This window comes from Paenibacillus alkaliterrae, from assembly GCF_021532375.1.
Taxonomy (GTDB): domain Bacteria; phylum Bacillota; class Bacilli; order Paenibacillales; family Paenibacillaceae; genus Pristimantibacillus; species Pristimantibacillus alkaliterrae.
Map to the genome: position 1 here is coordinate 125469 of NZ_JAKGAP010000002.1, position 26043 is coordinate 151511.

The following is a 26043-nucleotide window of genomic DNA, read 5'->3' on the forward strand; positions in this document are numbered from 1 at the left end:
CAGTTTTGTCGTTCATTTGCCTTTCCTTGATGCGGCCCAGAATGCGAGTATGATAAGGGGAATGAGAATGAACCATGGAATAGTAATCGTTCCGCCAACGATAAAAGCTAAAGCCATTACTGCAATAATGCCGATAATAATGTACAGACAGCCTCTGCCGAATGTTTCCATCACGATCGCCTCCTAAAGGTTTTGCGACAGCAAAACCATCTTCGTAAGCATATGCTCCATGAAAGTATATTCGTTTATAACGTTATTATGGTTTACAAGGTTTCAAAAAAAATGACCCACATCGCTGTGGGCCGGTGTCTTATGAACAATATCCAGGGGGAGCTTCGACGCAGAATTACATTCTGTTCATATTCAACCCGGTGTGAACATTTTATCGAGGGAGTGTCTTGCTTCCTGTACCAGAGCCTTATTGACACAGCCGGCAGGTTGATGAACGCCGCTGCCAAAGTGCACTTCCCGCACTTGAGACGCTTGTAGAAAAGCGGGGAGCGACGGTATGCTGAGTCCGCTTCCCGCCATAATCTCTATGGATGAATGAGTGCTGAGCCGTTGGAGCCGCCATAATTGCCCTGCCGCATGCAGCACGGAAGGCTGCCCGGCAGACGTTAGCACCCGTTTAATAGACGGATAGCGCATTAATGTGCAGAATGCTTCGTCGAGATTGGGTGTCGCATCGAAAGCACGGTGGAATGTTATGTCCATCTCGCCAGCCTCGTCTAGAAGCAGCTTAAGTGCCGTTTCATCGATAAGCCGTTCATCTGTAAGGCAACCCATTACAATGCCTGCGCGTCCAAGCCGCCTTACCGACCTGATATCGGCAAGCATCGTTTCCAAGTCGTCCTCGCTGTAGACGAAAGAGCGGCTGTGGGGGCGAATCATCACTTGCACATCTATCGAGACTGCGTCCAGTGTTCGTTCTATCAGCCCGATGCTAGGCGTCAGGCCGCCTTCCGATAGTGCGGAGACGAGCTCGATTCGATTTGCGCCGCCAGCTTCGGCAGCAAGCGCATCGCTTACACTCATCGCAATCACTTCCAAAGTGATGCCCGGTCGGTTCAAAGGCACATGTAAGTTATGCATTGTTGTTATCTCCTTAAAGAGGCTGCAGATTGAAAACAGCTTCGTTTCGGCCGACGACCAAGTTATTGTCATTGTAAATAGCGGCTGGTGCCAGTTGGCGCAGCTTCTCGATAGTCGTATGGTTGTCATACCCGAGTTGTTTCAGCACGGACGCTGCAATGATTGGCCATTCATCTTCCGATCCGTCAAGCACCTTAAGGGCAATGCCAAGCCGCTCCTTCTTCAAGGCGAAGCAATAGACGCCTTTCGCGCCTCCCTTGGCAACAATATTGTCATCGCTGTTGAGCGCCGAACAGATTAGACCGGTTCCGCTCACCATCTCCGGATGGCGGTTCATTAATCTGGTAAGCTTCGTGACAGCTTCCCGCACTTCTTTATTTTCAATGAGATCCGGGCAAGCAAGCTTCAAATACGCGGTTGCCAAATGGTTAAGCGGCATAGCGAACACCGGAAAACCGCAGCCGTCTGTTCCTAGCGTTATGAGCGATTGATCTATTTCGGCCATCATGGCCAGCGTGGCGATAATTTCCCGTTGAACGGGATGGTCTTCATGCCAATAATCGGACAAGGAATAGTCCTTGTGAAAACTGAGCGCTAACACGCCCAAATGTTTACCTGAACAATTGTGGTACAGCTTCCGCTGCGGGCTTCCTGCTGCAATGAGCGTTCGGCTTGCAGATATATTGAGCGGATAAGTTGGATGACAGACGAGCGACTGCTCCTGCAGTCCGGTCTTCGCTATAATCGATTCCAGAGCTTCGACGTGAAAGGGCTCCGCACGGTGCGAGGCCGTTAAAATCGTTAATTCTTTTTCGTTAAAAGGGTAATGTCTGTCCGTACCGTTGACAAAAAACGGAATAGCTTGAAATGGTTTTCCCGATGATCTCAAATAAGTAACGTGATTTGGATTACCTGCCCGGTACACGACGGAACGGTTATCATTTACGATACAAATATGGCCGGAGTGCACGTTTTCAAGCATTTCGCCACGATATTCTTCCACTAATCTAACTTCCATGCGGAAACCTCCCAAAAGTAATTTGTGCTGCCTCTGCTTTCATACCCTATTCTTTGACGGCGCCAGCACTAAGTCCATTCTCGACTTTTTCTTGGAATAATAGATAGACGATAATGGTAGGGATGATTGTGATCATAATACTAGCAAAAGTTGGGCCCATTTGAACAGAGCCATATTGACCGACGAAAGACATAAGTGCTATTGAAATATTGAATAGGCTTCTATCGGAAATGAGCAGAACGTTCCAAATAAGGTCATTATAGATACTGAAAAAAGCTAATATTCCAGCCGTAGAAACGGCGGGCATTGTGAGCGGCAGTAAAATTCGGAACAGCAGCGTTCCGGGTTTGCATCCATCAATGACAGCGGATTCGTCGATTTCCTTACTAATGCCGCGCATGAAACCCGTAATGAGAAAGATGGTGAAAGGAAGCTCGATGACTGCGTACAGTACGATTAAAACGACATAATTGTTAAAGCCGTTCACCGTTCCTATAAGTCTGGAGATCGGTATCATCAAGGAGAAGACAGGAATCATCAGCCCAGTAATAAAATACAAATAGATCGCTTCTCTAAACTTAAATTTGATGCGGGATAATACAAACGAGGCCATAAGCCCGAGTATAAGAGCAAGCACCGTTCCTGCAGCAGCATAGAGGAAGGAGTTCAATACGGCCCAATCCATATGGCCTTCAACGATCGCCCGCTTATAATTGGACCACAGCCATTGCGCAGGAAGCGCAAACAAGTTTTCGCTATATATTTCCGTATTGTCCTTCAATGAGTTTTGGAACGAGAACAGCAGCGGATACAAAAAAACCAATGAACATAACACAGAGAAGGCATATATCAATAAACGGAATGGAGACAATTTCATAGATGTTTTCACCTGCCTTGAATAGTTTTAATGGTCTGCTTTGGAGCTCATTAGCTTATTGAGTACAATGGTCGCCAAGAAGCCGACAACAATAATAAATGTGCCGATACTGTTGCCCATGCCGAAGTTGTTGTATTTAAAGGATTCGTTGTAGAGCATCGTTGTCGGAACATCGGTCGCACCGTTCGGTCCGCCGCCTGTCATGACATAAATTTGCCCGAACACGCGCAGTGACTGTGTAACGGCCAGCACCGCAAATATTTTAAACGTTTCTTTCATGAGCGGAATCGTAATGAAAAGTATATTTTTCCAGCCGACCGCTCCGTCAATGGATGCAGCCTCGTAAATTTCTTCTGAAATCGAGACAATGCCGCTTGCGAAAATAATCATGTTTAAGCCGCAATATATCCATGCATTAACGGCAACGACTACATAAATGGCGATATTCGGTTGACCGAGCCAATCTTGCTGGAGCATGCCGAGTCCGATTATTTCAAGCAGCTTGTTTACAAGACCGCCGTCGCCTTTAAGCAGAAACTGCCACATTAAGCCGACTGATGTTAACGGAAGAATGGCGGGCATAAAATAGGCCACTTTAAAAAACCGGCGGCCTTTCATTTTGCTCGTAATGATCAAAGCCAGCGAGAAGCCGATCGGCAAAATGAGGACGAAGGAAGCGACGATAAATACGCCTACATTTTTTAAGGAACGGTAAAACTCAGCTTTTTTAAACATGTCGATATAGTTGCTCAAGCCGACGAACTCTAGCGCGACGCTCTTAATACCGTTCCAACTGAAGAAAGACATGTAAGCCGTTTGAAATACCGGGACAATGAAAATGAACGTATAAAGTAAGAAAACCGGCAGCAAAAACAGAATGACAGTCGGATATACTTTTCGTCCGAACATAGGGCAGCCTCCTAACTTCTAATTTACTTTCATATCGTTCGAAATAAAACACCGTCCCGCTTATCACCCGTCCGCGAAATGGGCGGGATGATGCGGGACGGCGCAGTCGTCTTACGAGTGGTGCAGCTTATTATTTCCGATTGGATTGAACAAAGCTTTGAATCGCATCGGCTGCTATTTGCGGCGAATTTCCTGCGAACATGCCTTGAATTTCGTTTCTTACTTTGTCTTGAAGCTGAGCAATAGGGTCATAGGCGTAAATTTCGCCTTTAAAGCCTGAAGCTGAAGCTTGTGCAGCGGCAAAAGCTTGGGTAATCGGATCGACGGCATCCGGTGCGATTTCCATTTTGACCGGATAGACGCCGCCTTTCGTAAATTCCAGGTAATATTGGAAGGATTCAACGGAAGTAAGGAATTTCACCAGTTTGATCGTTGCGTCCAATTCTGCGCCCTTGGCTTCCTTAGAAACGGAATATCCGCCCGCTCCTCCGAACCAAAGATCTTTCGTTTCCGGTGCATCTGCAAAGGCTGGAAATGGAATGACGCCGATTTTGTCTGCGATAGCGGATTCGGCAAGCTGGCTGATTCCCCATGAGCCTTCGTAAAGCATTGCGCTTTTGCCTGCAATGAAGTTAGCTGTAATCGTATTGTTGTCGGTTGTAACTATGTTGTTGCCTAGAATGCCTGCCGTTTGCCAGTCCTTCATCAGTTGAAGCAATGAAGTCATGTCAGGATCATTCCATTTTGCAGCGTCGGTTACAAGCGCCTCGGTTTTGGATTGTCCGAACTTTTTCAGAGACAGGTTTGTCAGCATATGACCGCCGCGGAAGTTTTCCTTATCGGCGATTGCCATCGGCGTAATACCGATTTCCTTGAACTTGTCGGCTACGGCTGACATTTCTTCAATGGTAGTTGGCGGAGACATCCCGATTTTCTCGAACAATTCTTTATTGTAGTAAATCGCGATGCTGTAAAATTCGGTCGGAACGCCATAAGTGCCTTTTACATCCTTGTACTGCCATGTATCAAAAAGGGGGAGGAAAGCGCCGGACCATTCCGGATCTTCGTCCAAGTAAGGTTGAAGATTAAGGGCGATATTCGTAGCATATTCTTTAAATGCTTCTCCGCCGTAGTTGGTCCAAATGTTCGGCACATTGCCGGTCGCAAGTGATGTTTTCAATTTGTTGTTGAAGGCGTTCTCGTCATTCAGCGATTCGTCAACGACAGTGATGTTCGGATTCTCATCCATGAACTTCTTCAACAGGTTCTGAAACGCGACTGCTGTCGGACTTGTTCCGGAAGCGCGGGATAAAATCGATATCGTCACTTTTTCGTCGGTTGCAGCATTTTCCGTATTGCTGCTGTTCCCGTTTGTGTTCGCCGGCACATTCGTGTTAGATCCGCATGCAGCAGTGAATACCGAAACGAATAACAGCATTGTCATTAAGAATGAAAGTCTATTTTTCTTTACCATTCTCCAAAAACCTCCCATTATGTGATATATTATCGGCAGCTTATGTCCCGATATCGTCATTATATAGAGCGGGATGGGGCGATTGAATGGAATTTCTTTACCGGACCGGTCATATTTTTACGATAAAAACGCTTTCACTATAAAATGGGACGGGGGAAGCCCGTAATGTTTTTTGAAACATTTGCTGAAGTAGTGGGGATCGGCAAAACCTATTTGCTCCGAAACTTGTGATAGGTTCTGATAGCCGTTGTCCAGCAGTTCTTTCGCTTTCACCATCCTGCATTTCGTTAAATAAGTGACGACAGAATAGCCTGTCTCTTTCGTGAAAATGCGGCTCAAATAGCTGGGATTGACATGGATGCTGGCAGCGATGCCGTTTAAGTCAAGAGTGGAATCGGCATAGCTTACGTCGATAAATTGCTTCGCTTTTTCCACAAGTAAGGCCGGCGTTGATCGTTTCGGAGCACCGCTTGCGCTGAGTATTTCCTTATAATTATCGCAAACCCACGCTTCAATTGCGTTCAGAGATTCAAGCTTTCTTACTAATGAGTCAGGAGCGAATACTTCGTTAATTTCAGTAATGGCGGTTATCCGGTACTCAGAAGCGTATAATCTTAATGCAGCAACGAGTTCGCTCAGCAGCAAATATAATTGATCGAGTGTGGTTGGATTATCCTTCATTTGCTCGAATAAGGAGTGAATCGACTCTAATGTACCGAGCAGGCTGCCTAGACGAAGCTGAATGAGCATGTCTTCGCGCACAGCAAACAGAGCTGAGCCCGTACCCGAACTAGAGAGCTGGTTAAAGTGAATGATACGGTCGCTGCCGAGCAGCGTTTTATTCGCACTGGCAATGGACGCTTCTCGGAAGCTGACCGGGAGTTCGGCAATCCCTTCCTTCACGGCACCGACCCCCGTGGTTATGGTGAATGGCGTCGTATTTCGAATCCGGTTCATCGCAATGCGGCATGTTTGCAGCAGCTTGTCCATGCGGGTACTGGTATAAATAGCGCCGGTGTTTGCTGCTACTATGAATTGATCGTTGTCGATAAATGCTTCCGCACCGGGAACGGTCGCGAAGCATTCGCTTAAGACCGCGAAGAGGTTAGAATAATCCGGCTGCGCAGTCGTGCTTGCCCGGTCGATGGTCATTATTATGGATACGAAGCTGGTCCCGGTGAGCTCCGGACAATAAAGCGACAGCTGCTCCGGATTAGGGAGGGGGGCCGATTCGGTCACCAGCTTACGCATAAACGTATTCCGCAAGACGGAGTGGCTTTCCTGCAGCTGAAGCTGTATCGTCGAGGCGGAATGTTGTTCTGCTGTTTCCTTATGAATGCCCACAACAAGCTCACTGACGGCGCTGATAAGCTCTATCGTATCAACAGGCTTGAGTAAGTAATCACTAGTACCAGCCTTCAAAGCGGACTTTGCATACTCGAACGTGCCGTAACCCGTCAAAATAATAATTTTTACAGCGGGATGCGTTATACGGGCTTCTCTTGCAAACGCCAGCCCATCCATAATCGGCATGTTGATGTCTACAATGGCCAGTTGGATATGCGCTTCTGTAAGAAGAAGCATAGCATCCTCGCCGTTATCTGCTTCTGCAGCTATTTCACATCCCAGCGACTGCCAATCCAGACCGAGCTTTAATCGTTCACGTACCAAATATTCATCGTCGACAATCATGACGTTAATCATTGCTGTTCACTCCCTTCATGCAGTGTCGGCAGAATGGCTGTAATGGTCGTACCTTCGCCCTGCACGCTGTCGATTTGCAGGCCATACTCCGGACCAAAATATAGCTTAATCCGATCATTCGTGCTTTTTACTCCAAAGCTCTCCGCTTTATGACCGCTGTCGCTCCCACGGATGAGACGGCGTGCTAATTCAGGGTCCATACCGACTCCGTTATCTTTCAACTCAAGATAAAGGCGATTCGCTTGCACGTATCCGTTTATTTCGATAAGGCCTTTGCCGCGCTTGTGCTTTAATCCGTGATAGACCGAATTTTCCACTAGAGGCTGCAGCAACAGCTTCACTGTAACTAGTGAAAGAATGGAAGGATCGACGTTTATCGCGTAATTGAGCTTGTCTCCATATCGAACCTTCAATATGTCCAAATAATGCTGCGTAATCATCATTTCATCGCCCACAGAAATAATGGCGTTTCCTTTGCTGAGAATACCGCGGTAGAAACGAGCGAGCTGATTGACGAGCATGATGATGTCACCGTTGCGCTTAAGCTCCGCAAGCCCGCAAATGCTTTCCAGCGTGTTGTACAGGAAATGGGGATTGATTTGCGCCTGGATGGCAGCAAGCTCGTATTCCTTCCGTTTCTTTTCTTCCTCCAGATTACTTTGCATTAGAGCTTTCGTGCGGCTTACCATTCGGTTGAACTCCACAGCTAATTCGCCGATCTCGTCACGAGATTCAATATCCAGAGAAACATCGAGCTCGCCTTGCTTAACCCGCTTGACTGTTTCTTTAATTTGGTGGAGAGGCCTCGTAATTGATTTTGTAATGAGCAGCGTTAGAATTACGGCAAGCCCGATAAAGACGATGCCTAGCGTGAACAGCCGGCCGGTCAGCAATTGGTTGTCCTCTGTAATTTCGCTTATGGGGACGACACCTACGATTGTCCAGTTCAGCCGCTCGTATTTACGTGATATGACTAGATAATCGGTTCCGTCGATCAAATATTTATTGCCGCCCTGCTGCTGCAGAACCGCGGGATAGAACGGCATATTGCTTATAGAGCTGTAAAGCTGATCTTGGTGCTTGCCGGATACGATTTGTCCGTCATCGTTAATGATGTAAATCTCGCCGCTGTGACCAAGCTGAATATTCGCATATTGATCGCTAATATAACGCTCCTTAATCGACAATTGCAAAATGCCGAGCGATGCGGCGGTCTCCTGCGAATTAAACCGTTGAAACAACGAAACGACGCTATTCTGTTTCGAGTCCTTCCAATAATTGCTCGGCTTTGTTTCTTCCCATGCAAGTCCAAATGCAGAACCTTTGAACCGATCGAAAAACGCCATGCTGACATCCTGAATCGATTGCAATCCGCCGGAGTCGTATATTTGATGATCATTATCGTACATGATGATGGCATCGACAAAGGATTTGCCGTCGGCGATGCTGCTTAGCGCGTTTTGTACAGTAATATAACGTTGATAGTAAGAGAAGGAAGTATCCGTGTTTGCCGGAGGACTCTCCGCGGAGATAAGGGTCTCCTGAATGATCCGGTTTTGAATCGATATTTTTGCGTAATTTTCGGCGTTGTCGAAGATGAGATCAAGTTTTTCAGAGACTAGCACTAAATTTTGCGATGTGCTGTTAATGGCATTTTTGATAAGGATGACGGATGATATTTGATAATTGGATACGGCGAGTGCCGTTATGAGCAGCGAGAGGGCGACTGTGAAAAATAGGATGATACGCGTGTGAATGGATTGGGAATATGCCCAGCGATTAAATCGTTTGGATAGTTGCAGCAGCATGTGAGAGCACCTCCGCATCAGTTTGTGGCTGCCGTCCGGGCAATAAAAAGACGACCGCTCTGCACCTTGGAAGAGCGGTCATTATTCGTTCATTTATTATTATAGTAAAAGGGATAGTGCAAATTGTCTATCTATTCGCAATAAATAGTTTAAATGAATCTTGACAAGTACTAATTAATATTATTATATTCTATTACTACCATTTGATGGCATTTTATCTGATCAATTTGATAGTGAAGGTCATCTCCATCTACAGTAAATGTTACTTTGTTCAAATCCGGGGCAGTGTATACGCCGGTAATCTCTTTGCCGGGCAATCGAACCGTTACGTGAATGCCTGATAAAGGAATGATATCTTCAATGATTTCTACACCGTCCCCGCGTTTAACCGGACTTGCATAAAGCAAATGGTTAACGTAGCGGCTCTCGGAGGATTGCTTCTGCAGTGTGACGATGCCCTGAGCAGGCAAGTTGGTTTGAAGCGTTTTGTCTGGCAGCAGCAGGTTCAAAGCGTAAACAATCGTTTCCTTTAACGCCAGCGTACCTTTGACGGCATAATCCTCGAATACGTTCCATGCTACGTAAATGCCGTTCGCGCTCTCTACCATTCCGGGACCGCCGTCGTTTAGGCTGCTGGGGGTATGCTGGTGGGAGCAGAAGTTATAAACATCACGGTTAAAATAAGGATCCTCGCGCTTGCCGAGCTCCGTTCCGCCATCCAGTTCAACACGGCGGCCATTCGCATAGAAAATGTAAGACGCTTCTCCCAGCGGCTCGAGCGGGAATAAAGGCCTGAAATAATCAGGCTGATAGGGATTGCTTCCGGCATCCCGCACACCCAGATCGATCACGAAATGAGTTTGCCCGGGGTTAAGTCCTGAATTGCCGGTTGCCAGAAGTTTGCCGCCGCCTTCCAGGAAGGAAGCGAGCTTTGCTTGCAATGATTCATTAATAACGACGTAATCCGGGAGAATGATTACTTTATACCGGTTGAAATCCGATTCGAGGTCAATGACATCGAATAAGAAATGGCCTTCCAGCAGCATGCGCACGGCGCCTGCATCGGATTTACCTGTAAACATCGCGTCATTCTCTTGATTCGCGCCCGAAGCTTCAACCGTCAGCAGTCCGATATCTGCTGCATGGGTTACGTTGACACACCATTTTTCTTTACGTTCGACCTCCGAGTAGGCTGCGCCAATTAAACGGTAAGTGGCCGGATCCATTAATCCTTCCGGATGCAGCTGATCGCCAATCGAACAACGGGCGCCGTTCGCAAGGCTGAGCGCTGTTTCATATCGAAGCGCGTTCGGATGCTTGTAACCGCCGAATTCGCCCCAGAACGTGTGGAACTTGCCTGTCATACCGAGAAAATCCATTCCGAGCTGTTGCGCATAACGCGCTGACAAAGGGAAGTGGTCATAGCCCCAGCCGCCGGTAGGCAGTGATTCGAGCTCAAGATGCGTATTCATTGCTGCAAGATCACGTCTGCCTTGACTGATGTGTCCCGCATTATGGAAGATCGGCATATCGGGTTTGATCGCGTGGATCGCTTCTTCGACTCTGCGCGTGTAGTTCCTGTAGATGCGCTCGCCAAGCTCGATAATGTTCGTTTTCACGCGAGGATCCTTGCCTTCACGATGCAACTGCGCGATACATGTGTGGCAATAGCATTGACGTACGCCGACAATGTCCAGGAAGATACCATCTGCATCATATTTTTGCACAACCTCTTCGATTTGCGTAATCATCATATCGAGGTAAGGCGAATTTAAGCAAAACTGATGGAAGCCCGGGGTCATAAATCCGTTTACCCAATTGGTTTCATCCTTCTCATTGCGCATCAGCCATTCCGGATGAAGGAGGGCCATTCTCTCGTCAAGTCCGACGGATAAGTAAACGGGAGTCTTAACGCCAATCTCGTGAGCAGCTTCAATTTGCCGCTGAAGCAGATCAAATTCGAGATGAGGGTGGATTTCGTTTGTTCCGGAAGGAAAGTAAGCCCATCCATGATGGCATTTGGCGAATACAGTAATCGAATCAACGTGCCCGAGACGCAGCATTTCTTGAAATTGCTCTTTTGAAAAGCGCTTTGCAATGTTTGTAATTTTTTCAGTGGTATGGAAGTCGAGATGTACTTGTCTGAATCGCATGGTATACGCTCCTTTATAAATAAATAATGTATTCCCTAGTAATATAGGTCTATTGTAAGATGATAAGAGAAAGCGTGTATTTAAAAAAGATTCCTTCATTTATATAAAATTCCGCTAATTTAACGATTGAAAGGAGGGCGAGCCTATGAAGAGGCTTACCGAAATGACCGTTTATTTGCGATCCGCCCACACTTATTCTTATACTGGAAGCATTCACGAAGAAACGCGGGTAGGTCACGCCTTTGCGTTCCATCTGTTCGTTCAAGGGAAGGGGATTATGTTTGTAGAGGGGAAGAAATATGAGGTAGGGAAGGGCTCGCTTCTGTTCATCCGTCCTGGACAAGCACATTCGTTTCATCATAATCCCGGTTTGCAGCTGGAGGCGTTCAATATTTACTCCGACTTATGGGAGATTCCGGGCAGCGGTTCCTCGACATTTTCCTTCCAAACCGATTCAGCCGACCCTCGTCTGCTCACGCTGCAAGAGATTTGCCCGGAGCTGGATGAGTTGCCGACCCATGCGATGATTACCCCTTATCCGGACGCCGTCGATTTGTTTATTCAAATATGCGGCTTACATGGCTCGGCCGGGTTTTACAGCGAAGAAATGAGCGCTAATTTGATGGCGGGGTGGTTGATGCGTTTCTATAATATCGTTCGCGAAAGGCAGCCGCGCGACTACCGGATTATGCATGTGCTCGAAGAGATCGACCGCAGTCCGGAACGGCAGTTCCATTACGCCGATTGGTGCAGGCGGTACGGGCTGGAAAAGACGCATTTCTATAAGCTGTTCAGAAGCGTTACCGGGATGACGCCAAAAGCGTACCAGCTTAAGCAGAAGATGACGAAGGCTTCCGTGCTTCTGCTGGAGAGTAATCAGTCCGTTACTTCGATTGCGGAGCAGTTGGGGTATGATTCGATCCATTATTTCTCCAAACAATTCGCGGACGTGATCGGCGTGCCGCCTTCAACGTACAGGCTGAGAAACCGCGGCGGGAGCTTGGGGTCATTTAATTTTCATGGAAGCCGCTGAAGGCTGCGGCGTCCGCTTCGGGCAAATGCTGAAAACGGGCACACCGAAGGGAGTGCTAGTCAATAAATTAAATAGAGGGAAGGAGTGATGGAGATGGCTTTTCTAATTGCGATCTGCGACGGCCATGGGATGGCGACTGCCGGCAAACGCACGCCTGTGCTGCCGGACGGAACGGTCATGAGAGAAAATGAATTTAACCGGGCGGTAGCCGCTTTGCTCGATGAGCATTTGAGGCGCAGCGGGTTTCAGACATTGCTCGTTGCCCCGACCGATGCGGATACGCCGATTAATACGCGCACGCGCATTGCAAATAACGCGAACGCCGATTTTTATATCAGCATTCATGCTAACGCATTCGGAACGACCTGGAACAGCGTGCGAGGAATTGAGACGTATCATTATACGGGCAGCTCCGAAGGCAAGAAAGCTGCGGATATCATACACCGCTATTTGATTGGCGGCACGGCGTTACCCAATCGGGGAGTAAAGACGAGAAGTAATTTGGCTGTATTGCGGGACACCTTCATGCCTGCCGTGTTGGTGGAGTGCGCATTTATGACGAACTTGGATGATGCAAGGCTGCTTCTATCCGGCTCCTACAGAGCCGAGTGCGCGTACGAGCTGGCTCGCGGCATTTGCGAATATTTCGGCATGCCGTTTATCGAGAGAGAAGAAGAGGACGAAGAGGTGGAGGCGAGCGGCAGTATGACAGCAGAGGATGCAAACAAGATCATACTGTTTTTAAGCGCAGCCTACTTTGCAACGACTAACCAAGAAGCGCGGGAAGAATTCAACCGATTGGCGAACGAGCTGCGCATAGCGAGCGGTCAGGCTACGGAGTAATAACAAGGAGCTCACGGAGGTGGGCTTTTTTTAAATATAAGAAAGTGTAAGTTTGAAACTTATACTTTCTTATATTTCACCGCGAAACGAGCTTTTGCCGCCAAAGGACGGCATCAGCCGTTTACGCTTGCGCTATGATAATGTCTTTTGGCATGCATCCGGAATGGGTATATAATGATAGGTACTCAGTGTGTAGAAGCAATGAAGAAATAAAAGAAGAGTTTGGAGGAGAGTCAATTGGCAAAGGGTCCAAAACGGCCGACGAGGGATGAATATCAATTAGAGGAGCTCGGCGAGCGGTTAGTAGAAGCGCAGCAGGAAGAATCGGAATTATTATTTACGGTATGGAATTGGGACGTTCAACCACAGGGGAAGATTGTACATATGGATTCACGTACGAAAACGGTTCATGTGGCTTATCAAGGGGAGACCGTTAAAATTCCTTTCTTAGACATTATGAAAGTAGAAAGCGCGTATTGATTGCGATATCATTTGTTTTCATATTCTTAAACGAGTAGTGCGAAAGCGGCGTGCCCTTTGATGAAGGGCGCGCCGCTTTATAACGCAAAAAACCCATAGAATGGGCCTTTCGCGTTGGAATTTTTAATGGATAGTCTTTCATGGTTTACATGGAGCATAATTTCTAGTGGTTCTTAATAGACGAAGCCGCCCATGCAGCTACAAGCGATAATTACCAATAAAATGAAAAGGACCAGAATGGAACCAGTGTTTGTGAAAGCACCACCTACGTATCCGGACATGATTCAATGCACCTCCTCATGTTGTGAGTACTCTGTAGGTTATGCATGGCTGCTGTTTTGTGATTGGGTGTTTGTAACGGAGATATATCATCACTGTCATTAGCCCATCGGTTCATAAACTCCTCCAAATCCGATTAATTTGGGTTGACGCAGAAGCCCTGATTCCGTGAATTCAAGTGCTGATACGCTACACGGGAAATGTACCCCAAGCCAGACGATATCGGATTTCTGCATACTGGATGAGATTGAGGGGAAGGGGCATTCCCCGGGATAGTCTTGCATAAATTGCTGCAGCATCTTCTTAGAGGCGTTGTCCAGTCCCGACACATGTCCGATATAACGGTCCTTGTAACGCAATACAAGGCTGGAGACCCGGCCCTCTTTACGTTTTATCCCTACAACGTCTGCAACGATCCGTATTTCTTTCCTCTTTTTGAACCAATCTTTATGTTTTTTTCCTTCGATGTAAGGGCTGTCCAGCCGTTTCGAGATCATTCCTTCCCATTCGCGTTCATTAAGCCATTCCCAGAGAGCGTGACCATCGTAAAAAAGGTCAGTCACAAATAACCGCGGCTCTTTATTAGGAAGCTTAGCTGCAAGCCGCTCGAACCGATCAATGAAAGGGAGCGGACGAATGTCTCTACCGTCGTCATACAGCAAATCGAACATGACGAAGATGAGGGAATCATCATTCGATCTTTTCCTTACCCCTAATCGGTCCCGCAGGAATTTTGGTCTAGTTCCATCAAAATAAGCAATCTCGCCGTCAAGCACACATGCGCCGATCTTTAACGGCTTCAATAATTCTACGATCTCAGGAAAAGTATCGTTCCGAGGTTCCATCCGTTTCGAAAAAATCTCTACGCCGCCGTTGCCATCCAACCGGACTAAGGTGCGGACGCCGTCCCATTTTATCTGGTATCCCCATTCTGTACCGACAGGTATATCCGGCGAGGTGACAGGAGCCATCGGAACAGAGGGCAGCGACATGCTCATGAAACGTTATCCTTTGTATTTTTGGATGTGCTTTTCCGTTTCCTCTTTGCAGCGGCAGGCGGTGTTTTGATTGCTTCCAGGCTTGCCTGTAGAGCAGCCATAAGATCGATAACATTCGACCTGCCTTCAGCAGGCGTTGATACAATATCTACACTCTCGCCAGCAATCTTCTGTTCAATCATTTCAAGCAATGCTAAACGGTAGTCGTCCGTATATTTCTCAGTCTGAAATTTTTCGCTCAACTGCTCGACAAGCGTTTTGGCCATCGACAGTTCCTTTTCATTAACGGCTGTTTGCTCGGGCAGATTAGGGATCTGGGATATCGAACGGATCTCGTCCGGAAAGTGCATCGTCTCCAAACATAAGCAATTATCGACGACACGTATGGCGGCTAAGCTGCTTTTGCTCCGGATTGAGATTTTGGCGATACCTATTTTTCCGGTTTGCTTGATTGCCTCGAGCAAGAGACTATAAGCACCTGCGCCAGCCATATCAGGCGAGAGGTAATATGCCTTTTGAAAGTAGAGGGGGTCGATTTCCGAAAGGTCTACAAAGTCGAGAATTTGAATCGTTTTAGCGGATTCCGGCTTTATTTTCTCAAGCTCTTCTTCTTTGACGATGACGTACTTATCTTTCTCATATTCAAAGCCCTTTACGATTTCATCAGGCCCGATTTCCTTATCGCAATGACGGCATGTTTTTGCATAAGAGATCGGCATTCCGCATTCCTTATGCAGGCTGCGGAAATGGATGTCCTTATCTTCTGTAGCCGTAAACATTTTCACCGGAACATGAACAAGGCCGAAACTGATCGCGCCTTTCCATACTGTATGCATAAATTTCCCGCCTTATCTTTTTCGATTAATTATCGCTGTTTAGCCAGCGCTTTCCTGTCATCTGACATTGGCGGTTGTTCCGCCAATGAACAACCAAGTCAAACCGTTAATTCCTCCACGAGTAATCAATTTTATTGTAATGTAGTATATCCACAAACTGATTTAATTACTAATCGTAACTGTAACTTCCATGTGAATATTTTTCGGATAGGGAGGAAAAATAAAAATGTAAATTGGTAACTATTGGATTATGGAATTTATTGGGAATTTAGATGATGTCCAAAAAAGCATTAGCAACGTTTAATAAAATATTAGGGAAAAGTTGGGAAGGGAATGGGGAAATGTGACCGTACCGAGGCTCTACTATGGAGTATAGCTTTACCAGGATTTGGGCAAATATTAAACGGCAAGTTTTTAAAAGGGCTATTATTGATTGGCTTGGAATTTATAATCAATGTTCAATCCAATTTGAATGAAGTGATAATCTCCAGTTTTCACGGTGATATTACGAAAGCAATAGCCCAAACGGATTATCAATGGTTAATGTTTTACCCCTGTATTTATATGTTCTCTATCTGGGATGCTTATAAAGAAAGCAGGGGCACTCCTTCGCCGTATGCTGTTGTTCCTGTCGCGTTTGGGGCGTATTTCGGAACGATTGGCGTGATATTCTCACGTGACCTATTAGGTGCCGTATGGTTAGGCCTTCTAGGAATGTTCGTGGGGATTGGTGTGGGATTAATGATTAAAAAAATACTGATTAAAAGGGCAACCGTTATGTAAAGTAAACTGGTTGCCTTTTTGCTATGATTTGAATCGGTAAGTTTCGGGAACACGACATGATAGGACCAATTGTTTACTTTTTGATGAATTAAGATTGGAATATTAAGTATCTCGACAAAAAAGAAAGCCCATATAATGGGCCATCTCATTCATTCTATTTTAGGAGTTGACGTACGGAGGTTACGTCGCAGGGGTACGATTAATAGCCATAGCCACCAAAGAAACCGCAACTACAAACGATAATTACCAACAAAATGAATAGGACCAGAATGGAACCTGTATTCGTGAAAGCGCCACCTACGTTACAGGACATTGTTAAATGCACCTCCTTCACATCTTGAGTACACTGTAGATTATGTATGATTTTGGGTTTATGATTGGGTGTTTGTTACGGAGAGACATTTGCCCAATTTCAAGATCATTGAGAGGAATAATCATCGACTTAGCCGCCATCTATTTCCTATCGGCAATGCGGCATCCTTGCAACCAATTAAATTAGACATACATTTTGCTAGAAATGAATGGCAGCTTTCCCATTGAAATTCACTATCATAGCGGATCGTTTCGCTATAAAATTTACTCTCGTAATCTATGAAATTACGGGAGGAAGTTATCACTTGAATATAGCTTTTCGGCGAATGATTGTCGTTTTGATGTTTGTTGTTTTTACGTGGCAAGCGGCTGCGGGAACGGCAGATGCTTTAGGTTCCAACATGTTAAACGGGAAGCCTTTGCAAACCGCTGATTACGTAACCGTGGCGAAAGTAACGCATTTATCCGCTCCGGTGCATGTAAAAGCACTTTCCGGTTCCGCGAAAGTGGCTACTTTAAAACGCGGGGTTGAATATCCGGTCATTTCAGTGGCTAAATACCATTACCAAGTGCAGCTGCTTGGAGGAAAAAAAGGTTGGATTCGCAAGTCGTATGTGTCCGTTCGCAAGGCTAATCGTTATGTGTCCGGTTGGAACTACCTTGGAGGTACGGACAAATTTATTGAGGTCAGCGATATAGCGGCTCTCGATGTCGTAATGCCTCGTTGGTATAGATTGAGTCAGGATGGGCTTGTATCAACTTCACCTGACAAACGTTATGTTGATTGGGCGCACTCAAAAGGGAAGAAGGTTTGGGCGATGCTCGGCAATGGGTTCGATATGGAACTCACGGATCGTGTTCTGTCTTCTCCCGCCAATCGTCAGGAGGTAATCAGCAAAGTAAAGGATTCGGTGCTTGCGAACGGGATTGATGGGATTAATGTTGATTTCGAGAACATGAAGCTGGAAAATCGTGAGGAGTTCGTCATCTTTATTCGCGATTTAAAAAAATCCTTATCCGCTGGCAACAAGCTCGTTTCCGTCGATGTGACGCGGGAAAATCCGGACCCGAATTGGTCCGGGAGCTACGACCGCGCCGGTTTGGGCAAGGCTGCGGACTATGTAATCATGATGGGCTATGACGAATATTATGAAGGGCGCGGCGAAGCCGGCTCTGTCTCATCCTTGCCATGGGTGGAAGAAGGATTGCGCTTATTGCTTAAGGATGTGCCTGCTCATAAGGTGATCCTTGGCGTACCGTTTTATACCAGGGAATGGACGGTTCCCGCCGGCGGCGGCAAGGCAACGTCTAAAGACGTATTTATGAAAGACACCGATGTTTGGATTTCTGAGCGTGGGCTAACCAAGAAATGGGATTCGGTCTCCCGACAAAATTACGTTGAATTCACCGATACGGCCGGTCGGCATCGTTTGTGGGTGGAGGATCGGATATCGATGGCTGCGCGTTGGAGCCTTGTGAAGAAATATTCACTCGCCGGTATATCCGCATGGGCCATCGGACAAGAGTCGGCAGATATTTGGAGCGTGTTTAAGTAAATAGGCGATTATAAAACCGTATGAGTTATATAACATAGATCAATAATAAATGTATTTGAAAAAATCGGGCGCCCCTTACGGGGCGCCCTTTCATGGGAGAGGAGAAACCGGACGAAGAGCTTATGGGGAAACGTAAGTCTTCTCCGCGGTTGTCTACGACATCTTGCGACGCCGATAAATTTATCTTGTCCGCTTTGAGGGGAAATATACATTTTTAGGACAACATTTATTTTTGCTCCACCGGAATTGATTACTAGGACATGTTTTTCGACACGCTTCCGCTTTATTAACAATGGGATTCTATGGTACGATAGTCGGTAACGAGAGAAAAGGGGGCAATTGCAGTGAGAGTCATTGCGGGCGAGGCCAAGGGCCGTACGCTGAAGGCTGTGCCCGGTATGAATACTAGGCCGACAACGGATAAAGTGAAGGAAGCCATATTTAGCATGATCGGTCCTTACTTCGACGGAGGAACGGCGCTGGACCTGTTCGCAGGTACGGGCGGCTTGGGCATCGAAGCTTGGAGCAGAGGCGTAGAACGAACGGTTTTTATTGATCGGGAGAAGATAAGCGTCGACACCATTCGTCAAAATGTAGAAACGGCAAAGATGGGCAGCGCTGCCGAAATTTATCGGAATGATGCAGAGCGTGCAATGAAAGCGTTAGCTAAGCGGGAACAGAAGTTCCGGCTTGTTTTTCTTGATCCGCCATACAAAATGATTACGATGGATGTGCTGATGTCGCAATTGGCGGATAATGGAATGCTGGAGCCTGCGGCAATCGTAGTCGTGGAGCATGATGCTGATCATCGATATCCGGAACAGCTGGAATGTTTTGAGCAAATCAAGCATGCCAAATACGGTGATACTGCCGTGTCCATATACAAATACAACAGCCGTGACAGTCACGACGGGAGTGAAGCCGATGTCAACGATTAAACAAGAGCGGGTAGCCGTATATCCCGGCACCTTTGATCCGGTAACTTATGGCCACCTCGATATTATTCGCAGATCCGCCAAGCAATTTGACCGGCTTATAGTAGCCGTTTTGAATAATACGAGCAAAAATCCGCTGTTCACTGTGGAAGAACGCAAGATGCTGCTCGCCGAGGTCACGCGAGACATTCCTAATGTCGAGATCGACAGCTTCCGGGATCTGCTTGTTCGTTTCATGAAAACCAAACAGGCGAACGTCATTATTAGAGGCATACGTTCCGTTACCGATTTTGAATACGAGCTCCAGCTCGCTTCGACCAACCATTTGCTAGACGATGAAATCGATACGATGTTTATGATGACTAATCCAAAATATTCTTATTTGAGCTCCAGTATTGTCAAAGAAATCGCCCAGTTTCATGGAGCGGTGCATGAGCTCGTGCCGCCTGTCGTGGAGCAGCGGTTAAGAGAGAAATATAAATCGCGAACGTAAGTTAGCGTGAAGGAAATAGCAGGTTGGAATTTGACGTTTAATGCGATTTACCGGCCCGCCGATAGGGCAACAGCATTAAGGCAAGCGTAATCCCGATGACGGCGATCAGCAAGCTGCCGGTTATGGAATATGGCCACAGCGAGGGCAAGTCGGCCGTCTTCACGCCAACGGCCGAATTCGGAACAAAGGAATCGGCAGGAGCTGTCGCAGGCATGGCCCCGGGCCCGGGCTCAAGCACGATGCGAAGCAGCGATGTGGCAGGCTTCCACAACAATAGCATGAACAAGGCGGCATGAGCGGCGTGAACAGTTCTGAGCAGAACGAACGGCAGCAGCTTGAGATCGGTACCTGAGATCGCATAGCCTGCTTGCAATATGCCGCTCAGCCCGCTCCAAGCAAGCACGGCGGCAATGGCGGCGGCGTTAACAAGCGTGCCGGTTCCCGGCGCATCCCATATGGCGGCGGCATATGCGCCAAGGTGGCTTTCGAAGAACGCTTGTGTAATGAAGCCAAGCCCGAAATCCCTCAGCAGCGGATCAAAGAGTGGCTCTGACAGCTTCGCAAGCACGGCGGCGAAAATCATGAAGCCTCCAATCATCATCAGCTTCTGAAAGCTGGCGGAGACGGCATCGCCAAGCGCTTTGCCGAAGCTGCGGCCGTCCTGCTCCCTGCCGAGGCGAAGCGCATCCGCTGCCCTGCCCAGCAAGCTGCCGCCCGGTTTATCTGCTGCGGGAGATTGTCCAGTTTCATTGCGGCTCCATAACGTAGTAAGAAGGATTAGCCAAAGCGCCGACAGCCATACGGCTGCCGCAATTATACTTCCAGCAATGGGCTTGTGAAGAAAACCGGCACCGATCACGACAAGCATAAACAAAGGGTTAGGCATGTGAGTAAGGGCTAGCAGACGCTGGCCCTGTTGTTTTGTGACAAGATTCCGTTTGCGAAGAGAAGCAACTGCTTCTGCGCCTGTCGGATATCCGCCCATCCAGCCTAGGACGATCGCAAGAGCGGACTCTCCGGGGAGCTTGAATAGCCGCTTCATTAATGGCTGGAGAATAGCTCCGATCGCATGGGCAAGCCCAAAGGCTGTTATCATTTCAAACAGGACGAGAAACGGCAGCAGGCCGGGGAATACGATATTCCACCATACGGTGAGCCCTTGCAGCGAAGCTTGAAAGGCGGCATCCGGCTGCAGGATGATCGCAACGACTAGAAGGATAGACAAAATTGCTAACGTAACCGTTTTGGCCAATGCCACTCAGCTCCTTGTACTGTACGGGGATTATAATAAGGTTCAACGACCACTCCTGACATGAATAAGTGGACAAACGTATACGTTAAATAGTACGCATATGCAGCGGGCGATAGACCATTTAGGAACGAGTCATATTAAGCCTGCTAAATTATGCCCTTACGCCGCCGATTATTTTTGGATTCAGTTGGGAGTGATAGGATGCCATTGAAACGATCCGATTTACGCCGCATCGTGTTTATAGCCGTATCTGCCGCTGTTTCGATGTGGGTGCTGCTATACGCTCCAACGCCTTATGTCATCTACGAACCGGGCCTTGCGGTTCCCGTAAAGCCGATGATTGCGGCCCAAAAGGGCGATAGCCCGGGTGAAGGCGCATTTTTGCTCACTGCGATTAAATTGACGGAGCCTAATTTTTTGCAGACCATTTCATCCATGTGGAGCCCGAGAAAGGATGTTCATCTGAAGCGGGATGTGCTAAGAGGCTATACCAGGCAGCAATATGCGGAGAGATTGAATGTTATTATGCAAGGCTCGCAAAATAATGCGATCGAGGCGGCTTATCGTTATATCGGAATACCGTATGAAAGCAAATCGCAAGCCATTATCGTATCCGATATTCAAGCGCAGAGACTGAATGCAGTCTTGCCTTTCGAAGCGGGGGATAAGCTGATTGGCATAAAGGGCGGCGAACGTTTTGGCAGCATCCCGGAAGCGTTCGATATTTTAAAGCGGCTGGATGCCAAGCAGGAGTCGGCTTTTGAGGTGGAACGGAGAGGTGAAATGGTTAGCGTTCCATTCTTTGCCGGCGCCTTCCATTCGTCCCTGTCGGCTGAACAGATGCTGCAGGCGCTTGGCGTTACGGGATTGACCGAGCTGCGCGGCTTGGAACCGGCAGACAGCCGCAACCGTCTTACGATCGAAGCTGGAGATATAGGCGGCCCTTCAGCAGGCCTTGTTTTTGCGCTGCAGGCGCTTGACCTGTTGACCGCGGGCGATTTGACAGGCGGACATCGTATTGCCGCTACTGGAACGATAACGGTAGATGGCAAGGTTGGCGCGATAGGCGGAATCGAGCAGAAAATCGTCATTGCAAGCGAGGAGGGCGCTCAGCTGTTTCTGGCGCCCGCCCGTAATTTTGAGGAAGCGCAAGCCAAGGCGAAGTCGCTTGGCACTTCAATGAAGGTCGTTAGCGTTGCGACGCTTCAAGACGCCATGGATCACGTGGAAGCGTTCAACGCGGCGTCTCCAAAGTAACCGGCTTGTCTATATAATCACGGTAGAGGGATTGGAAAGCTGCTTCGCGGGGCATTCCTAGCATATATACGCTGCTCGCTTGTACATCCAGCTCGAGATATCTGTAAGGACGGGGGGATCTGGCTGCGCTAAGCAGAACCGGCAGCTTGGCTGAATGGCGCATGCGCCTCAGCAGTTGCTTGCCTTTTTCGCTGAAGCCCAGTATTCTTATATACTCAATGCCGGAGGCGAGCTTCTCCGCTGTGAAATCTGCCTTGGCATGTCCTAGCAAAATGGCTAAAAGCGCTCGTTGAAGCTTCGTACGGGTGTAACGCTTCGTCTTTAACAAAGCCAGCAAATCGTCGAATTGTCTGGCGGCAAGCTTAGGCAGCGAGCGGCGAATGCGGTGCTCCAGCCCCTCCGTGACCTCATGCAAGCATGCGAGCTCCGTAGCCGATCGCGTAACGATGGCATGGAGCAGCGGGTTCGTGAACTGCTCCCAGCTAATCGGGCAATGACCGGCGGACCATTGCTCTTGCAGCGTACGGAAGGTGGAATCCGGCACGAAGGAGCGGGCGCCTTCAAGCGACCGCTGGTCGAGCAGCAGCTTGCGGATAGCGGTCGCGCTTGCTATTTGGCTATCGGATGCGGTGGTTTGATTATATTGAGCCTTTTCCCGAGCAATAGTAAAGGGCTCCATTTCTCCGTCCATTCGTTTTAGCGCCAGCAAATAATGCAAAGCCAGCGTATGATTGGGCAAGGAGAATGGAAAATTAGCGGCAGAGGTATTTCCTTGGTTTGATAAATAGGCAGAAACAGCCTGGCTATACGCGCTCGGATAGCTGATTCCCGTTTGAAGCAGCTGCTTTAGCAGCGATTTAAAAGCGGAAGACTCGTGGGCGATCGCTTCGGCCGCTTGCAGAAGGGGACCAAGGTCGCCGCTTTCCGTACCGAAGCAGAAGGAGTCCACGATACCGGTTGCTTCTAACAAGGTTACGGCACCGTATGCGAACCATTCCGCGGCTTGAGTTGCGTAAGCCACCGGGAGCTCAATGACAAGATCGCAGCCTCCTTCTAACGCCGTTTTCGTTCTAGACCATTTGTCGAGGAGGGCAGGCTCTCCCCGCTGCAGGAAATGACCGCTCATAACGGCTACGACGGCATCCGCCTCCGTTATTTTGACCGATTGTTGCAAATGATACAGATGACCGTTGTGAAACGGATTGTATTCAACGATAAGACCGACTGTGCGCATTTGCCTGATCCTCTCTTTGTTAAATGTTGGTTGTATTACTATAGCATAGAGAAGTCCATTATACATGGTCAGCTTGCGCAAATAAGGAAAACCAGTGTGGAAATGTTGACAAAACGGTAGGCTGATAGATATAATAATCTTTGTTTGTTTGGGGTGATCAGATGCAGTTTCATATGCAAGAAACGATGTCCAAAGGTTTGAAAACGACAGTCAACGAGCAGTTAGATGTCAGTGACCTTTATAAAGGACGCCAAGATGTTTACCGTATAGGACCGCTCCAAGTATCGTTAGCGGTAACCGGACATGAAGGCTTTATCGAAGCCGATGGCGAGCTTGCCATCGATCTCGAGCTTGCATGCTCCCGCTGCCTTGAACCGGTGCAGGAACGCATTGTCATTCCTTTTTCTGAAATGTTCAAGCCGGCTGCGTCTGACGTGAAGAGCGACGAGTATACGGAGGAAGAGATCAGTGACTTTGTTGAAGTGAATGCGGAAAGACTGGACCTGAAGCCTTATGTGGAAGAAGCGCTTGAGCTGTCCATTCCTTATGCCCCGCTTTGCGGCGATGACTGCAAGGGACTCTGTCCAACATGCGGACAGAACTTAAATGAGCACAAATGCAGCTGCGAGACGGACAAGATTGACTTGCGCTTTGCAGCGCTAAAGGATCTGTTTAAGGAATAAGCGATTTGCCGATTGATTTTTTGAAGGAGGTGTTAAATATGGCAGTACCTCAACGTAGAACATCCAAGACACGCCGCGACAAGCGTCGTACTCATTTCAAGCTTGCAGTACCTGGTATGGTGAAATGTGAGCAATGCGGAGAGCTGAAATTGGCTCATCACGTATGCAAAGTTTGTGGATATTACAAAACAAAAGAGATCATCGCTCAATAATGGGATGGTTTCAAAGGTAGCACTTCATCAGCCGATGAGGTGCTATTTTTAGTGCGATGGTCTGGCTGCAGACATTTTTTCATGCTTCGTTGCGCTGGGGCATATTTTTTTATATACTTAATTAGTACCAGGTGATAATATCAAGTAACATACATACCGCAAGGAATGCGCATGCTATTATCAAGACGCTGTTAATATGCTTTAACAGTCACTATACGGTAGAAGGTGGTGCCGAACATCGAACGAATGCCCAAACGGCAGCGGCATCAGCAGCTTGCCCGATTAATTGATGAAAATCCTTTTATAACGGATCGGGAGCTCACGCGTCTGCTTAAAGTAAGCATTCAGACGATTCGGTTAGACCGGATGGAGCTTGGCATCCCGGAGCTTAGAGAACGTTTGAAGCTGATGGCCGAACGCTCCTACGATTCCGTAAGGTCGCTGCCTTTGCATGAAGTGATTGGCGATATCGTGGATCTTGAATTGGACAAAAGCGGAATTTCGGTGTTTGAGATTCGTGAAGAGCATGTATTCTCCAGAACGGGGATCGCACGCGGACATCACGTATTCGCTCAAGCGAATTCGCTTGCAGTTGCTGTCATAGATGATGAAATAGCACTTACCGTAACAGCTGATATCCGCTTCATTCGCCCGGTTAAGCTGGGAGAGAAATGCATAGCGAAAGCTTATGTGCGTTCGGTTTCGGGGGAACGAAGCAAGGCGAAGGTTGAGTTGTTTACTTATGTAGGCGATGAAATGGTGTTTCAAGGCAACTTTGTTATTTTCCGGTCCGCGGGAGAACATGGCAGTGAAGGGGGAGACGAACGTGCGGATCGCTATTGATGCAATGGGCGGGGATCACGCTCCTGGCTTAATTGTACAGGGAGCGCTGGAAGCTGCGGCGCAGTGGCCGGATACGGAGCTGCTGCTCGTCGGGGATACGTCTGTAATTGAACCGCTCATGAAAGGACAGAAACCTGCGAATATGACGATTTGTCATGCGGACGAGGTTATTGGTCCCGATGATGAGCCGGTGAAGGCGGTGCGGCGGAAGAAAGGGGCGTCCATGGTCGTTGCAGGGCAGCTCGTGCGCGAGAAGCAAGCGGATGCTATGCTGTCCGCAGGCAATACGGGCGCGCTTATGGCAACGGGGCTGCTCGTTGTCGGCAGGATGGACGGCATTGAGAGGCCGGCGCTTGCGCCTATGATGCCGACGATGGATGATATTGGAGTGCTTGCGCTCGATCTGGGCGCTAATATGGATGCAAAGCCAGAGCATTTGCTGCAGTATGCGATTATGGGCAGCATTTATCGAGCCAAGGTGCATGGGATGAAGAAACCTCGCGTTGGATTGCTTAATGTAGGCACTGAAGCGAAAAAAGGGAATGAAATATCGAAGGTCGCTTATGAGCTGCTGGAGCAGGCGCCAATCCATTTTATCGGAAATGTTGAGGCAAGGGATGTACTGACACGAAATTGTGACGTGCTTGTCTGCGACGGCTTTGCCGGCAATATTATGCTGAAGGCGATGGAGGGAGCGGCCGGTACGATTTTCACCTCGCTGAAGGATGCCTTCGGTCAATCGTTAATGACGAAGCTGGCTGCGGCAATCATGCTTCCGAAGCTGCGTACGATAAAGAAAAAGATGGATTACAAGGAGCATGGCGGAGCGCCTCTCCTTGGTTTAAACGGCCTTGTCGTGAAATGCCACGGCTCGTCCGACGTTGTCGCGGTGAAGAACGCGGTCCGGCAGGCGCGGATTGCCGTACAGGGTCAACTAATTGAATCGATCGCAGATGAAATCAACGGGAAGTGAGTGAGG

The 26043-nt window shown here is 48.0% G+C and carries 25 protein-coding genes; 12 read left to right on the forward strand and 13 right to left on the reverse strand.

The annotated features are described in order from the left end of the window. Window positions 1–12 precede the first annotated feature (12 nt). The 9 genes from L1N85_RS00685 to L1N85_RS00725 form a co-directional block, all read right to left on the reverse strand. On the reverse strand, window positions 13–174 hold the full coding sequence (locus L1N85_RS00685) for a hypothetical protein (RefSeq protein ID WP_235234370.1): 162 nt from the start codon (window positions 172–174) through the stop codon (window positions 13–15). Between the two features lie 189 nt (window positions 175–363). Beyond that, a complete protein-coding gene (locus L1N85_RS00690) occupies window positions 364–1092 on the reverse strand; it encodes a copper homeostasis protein CutC (protein ID WP_235233681.1) in 729 nt (242 codons plus the stop codon). Window positions 1093–1105: 13 nt separating this feature from the next. Continuing rightward, window positions 1106–2110, reverse strand: coding sequence for an asparaginase (locus L1N85_RS00695; protein WP_235233687.1), 1005 nt, complete (start codon window positions 2108–2110; stop codon window positions 1106–1108). Between the two features lie 46 nt (window positions 2111–2156). Continuing rightward, window positions 2157–2987: a carbohydrate ABC transporter permease gene (locus L1N85_RS00700; protein ID WP_235233695.1), complete on the reverse strand. Its 831-nt coding sequence runs from the start codon at window positions 2985–2987 to the stop codon at window positions 2157–2159. Window positions 2988–3014: 27 nt separating this feature from the next. Then, window positions 3015–3896 carry a carbohydrate ABC transporter permease gene (locus tag L1N85_RS00705; protein ID WP_235233697.1) on the reverse strand — a complete coding sequence of 294 codons (882 nt, stop codon included), beginning with the start codon at window positions 3894–3896 and terminating at the stop codon, window positions 3015–3017. Between the two features lie 130 nt (window positions 3897–4026). Next, window positions 4027–5370, reverse strand: coding sequence for an ABC transporter substrate-binding protein (locus tag L1N85_RS00710; RefSeq protein WP_235233700.1), 1344 nt, complete (start codon window positions 5368–5370; stop codon window positions 4027–4029). 117 nt (window positions 5371–5487) lie between these two features. Then, entirely contained in the window at window positions 5488–7074 is a 1587-nt protein-coding gene (locus L1N85_RS00715; RefSeq protein WP_235233702.1) for a response regulator, read from the reverse strand. Beyond that, complete coding sequence (locus L1N85_RS00720) at window positions 7071–8882, reverse strand: cache domain-containing sensor histidine kinase (protein ID WP_235233709.1); 1812 nt, start codon at window positions 8880–8882, stop codon at window positions 7071–7073. Before L1N85_RS00720 ends, L1N85_RS00715 begins: the two co-directional genes overlap by 4 nt. Before the next feature lie 170 nt (window positions 8883–9052). After that, window positions 9053–11035: an alpha-amylase family protein gene (locus L1N85_RS00725; protein WP_235233712.1), complete on the reverse strand. Its 1983-nt coding sequence runs from the start codon at window positions 11033–11035 to the stop codon at window positions 9053–9055. Window positions 11036–11180: 145 nt separating this feature from the next. Here L1N85_RS00725 and L1N85_RS00730 point away from each other — a divergent pair, with 145 nt between their 5' ends. From L1N85_RS00730 to L1N85_RS00740, 3 genes are all read left to right on the forward strand, one after another. After that, window positions 11181–12068 (forward strand): AraC family transcriptional regulator, encoded by an 888-nt coding sequence (locus tag L1N85_RS00730; protein ID WP_235233714.1) that lies wholly within the window; start codon window positions 11181–11183, stop codon window positions 12066–12068. A 93-nt stretch (window positions 12069–12161) separates the two neighbouring features. Next, window positions 12162–12911, forward strand: a complete 750-nt coding sequence (locus L1N85_RS00735) for an N-acetylmuramoyl-L-alanine amidase family protein (RefSeq protein ID WP_235233716.1) — start codon at window positions 12162–12164, stop codon at window positions 12909–12911. A 237-nt stretch (window positions 12912–13148) separates the two neighbouring features. Further along, complete coding sequence (locus tag L1N85_RS00740; protein ID WP_235233717.1) at window positions 13149–13391, forward strand: YolD-like family protein; 243 nt, start codon at window positions 13149–13151, stop codon at window positions 13389–13391. A 380-nt stretch (window positions 13392–13771) separates the two neighbouring features. Here L1N85_RS00740 and L1N85_RS00745 read toward each other — a convergent pair whose 3' ends face one another. Together L1N85_RS00745 and ku are read right to left on the reverse strand one after the other, a co-directional pair. Beyond that, window positions 13772–14668, reverse strand: a complete 897-nt coding sequence (locus tag L1N85_RS00745; RefSeq protein WP_235233718.1) for an ATP-dependent DNA ligase — start codon at window positions 14666–14668, stop codon at window positions 13772–13774. Continuing rightward, complete coding sequence (ku, locus tag L1N85_RS00750) at window positions 14665–15504, reverse strand: non-homologous end joining protein Ku (RefSeq protein ID WP_235233723.1); 840 nt, start codon at window positions 15502–15504, stop codon at window positions 14665–14667. The genes L1N85_RS00745 and ku overlap by 4 nt, the downstream gene beginning before the upstream one ends. 333 nt (window positions 15505–15837) lie before the next feature. On the opposite strand from ku, the gene L1N85_RS00755 reads away from it, so the two are divergent. The 4 genes from L1N85_RS00755 (at window position 15838) to coaD (ending at window position 19583) form a co-directional block, all read left to right on the forward strand. Continuing rightward, window positions 15838–16287, forward strand: coding sequence for a hypothetical protein (locus L1N85_RS00755; protein WP_235233724.1), 450 nt, complete (start codon window positions 15838–15840; stop codon window positions 16285–16287). Window positions 16288–16904: 617 nt separating this feature from the next. Then, window positions 16905–18155: a glycosyl hydrolase family 18 protein gene (locus L1N85_RS00765; RefSeq protein WP_235233729.1), complete on the forward strand. Its 1251-nt coding sequence runs from the start codon at window positions 16905–16907 to the stop codon at window positions 18153–18155. Window positions 18156–18499: 344 nt separating this feature from the next. Then, window positions 18500–19093, forward strand: coding sequence for a 16S rRNA (guanine(966)-N(2))-methyltransferase RsmD (gene rsmD / locus L1N85_RS00770; protein ID WP_235233736.1), 594 nt, complete (start codon window positions 18500–18502; stop codon window positions 19091–19093). Next, entirely contained in the window at window positions 19080–19583 is a 504-nt protein-coding gene (coaD, locus tag L1N85_RS00775) for a pantetheine-phosphate adenylyltransferase (RefSeq protein ID WP_235233741.1), read from the forward strand. The genes rsmD and coaD overlap by 14 nt, the downstream gene beginning before the upstream one ends. Window positions 19584–19620: 37 nt before the next feature. Here the strand turns inward: coaD and L1N85_RS00780 are convergent, their stop codons facing one another. Beyond that, window positions 19621–20835 carry a nucleoside recognition domain-containing protein gene (locus tag L1N85_RS00780; RefSeq protein WP_235233742.1) on the reverse strand — a complete coding sequence of 405 codons (1215 nt, stop codon included), beginning with the start codon at window positions 20833–20835 and terminating at the stop codon, window positions 19621–19623. A gap of 201 nt (window positions 20836–21036) precedes the next feature. Here L1N85_RS00780 and L1N85_RS00785 point away from each other — a divergent pair, with 201 nt between their 5' ends. Beyond that, the gene (locus tag L1N85_RS00785) at window positions 21037–22092 is read left to right on the forward strand and encodes a S16 family serine protease (protein ID WP_235233744.1); all 1056 of its coding nucleotides are present in this window, start codon (window positions 21037–21039) and stop codon (window positions 22090–22092) included. On the opposite strand, the gene L1N85_RS00790 is transcribed toward L1N85_RS00785, so the two are convergent. Further along, window positions 22070–23326: a nucleotidyltransferase gene (locus L1N85_RS00790; protein ID WP_235233746.1), complete on the reverse strand. Its 1257-nt coding sequence runs from the start codon at window positions 23324–23326 to the stop codon at window positions 22070–22072. The two genes, L1N85_RS00785 and L1N85_RS00790, sit on opposite strands and share 23 nt — an antisense overlap. Before the next feature lie 161 nt (window positions 23327–23487). On the opposite strand from L1N85_RS00790, the gene L1N85_RS00795 reads away from it, so the two are divergent. The 4 genes from L1N85_RS00795 (at window position 23488) to plsX (ending at window position 26037) form a co-directional block, all read left to right on the forward strand. Further along, complete coding sequence (locus tag L1N85_RS00795) at window positions 23488–24009, forward strand: YceD family protein (RefSeq protein WP_235233747.1); 522 nt, start codon at window positions 23488–23490, stop codon at window positions 24007–24009. Window positions 24010–24047: 38 nt separating this feature from the next. Further along, the gene (rpmF, locus tag L1N85_RS00800) at window positions 24048–24221 is read left to right on the forward strand and encodes a 50S ribosomal protein L32 (protein WP_042160385.1); all 174 of its coding nucleotides are present in this window, start codon (window positions 24048–24050) and stop codon (window positions 24219–24221) included. 246 nt (window positions 24222–24467) lie between these two features. Next, entirely contained in the window at window positions 24468–25064 is a 597-nt protein-coding gene (gene fapR, locus L1N85_RS00805; RefSeq protein WP_235234321.1) for a transcription factor FapR, read from the forward strand. Beyond that, window positions 25048–26037 carry a phosphate acyltransferase PlsX gene (gene plsX, locus L1N85_RS00810; protein ID WP_235234331.1) on the forward strand — a complete coding sequence of 330 codons (990 nt, stop codon included), beginning with the start codon at window positions 25048–25050 and terminating at the stop codon, window positions 26035–26037. Before fapR ends, plsX begins: the two co-directional genes overlap by 17 nt. Window positions 26038–26043 lie beyond the last annotated feature (6 nt).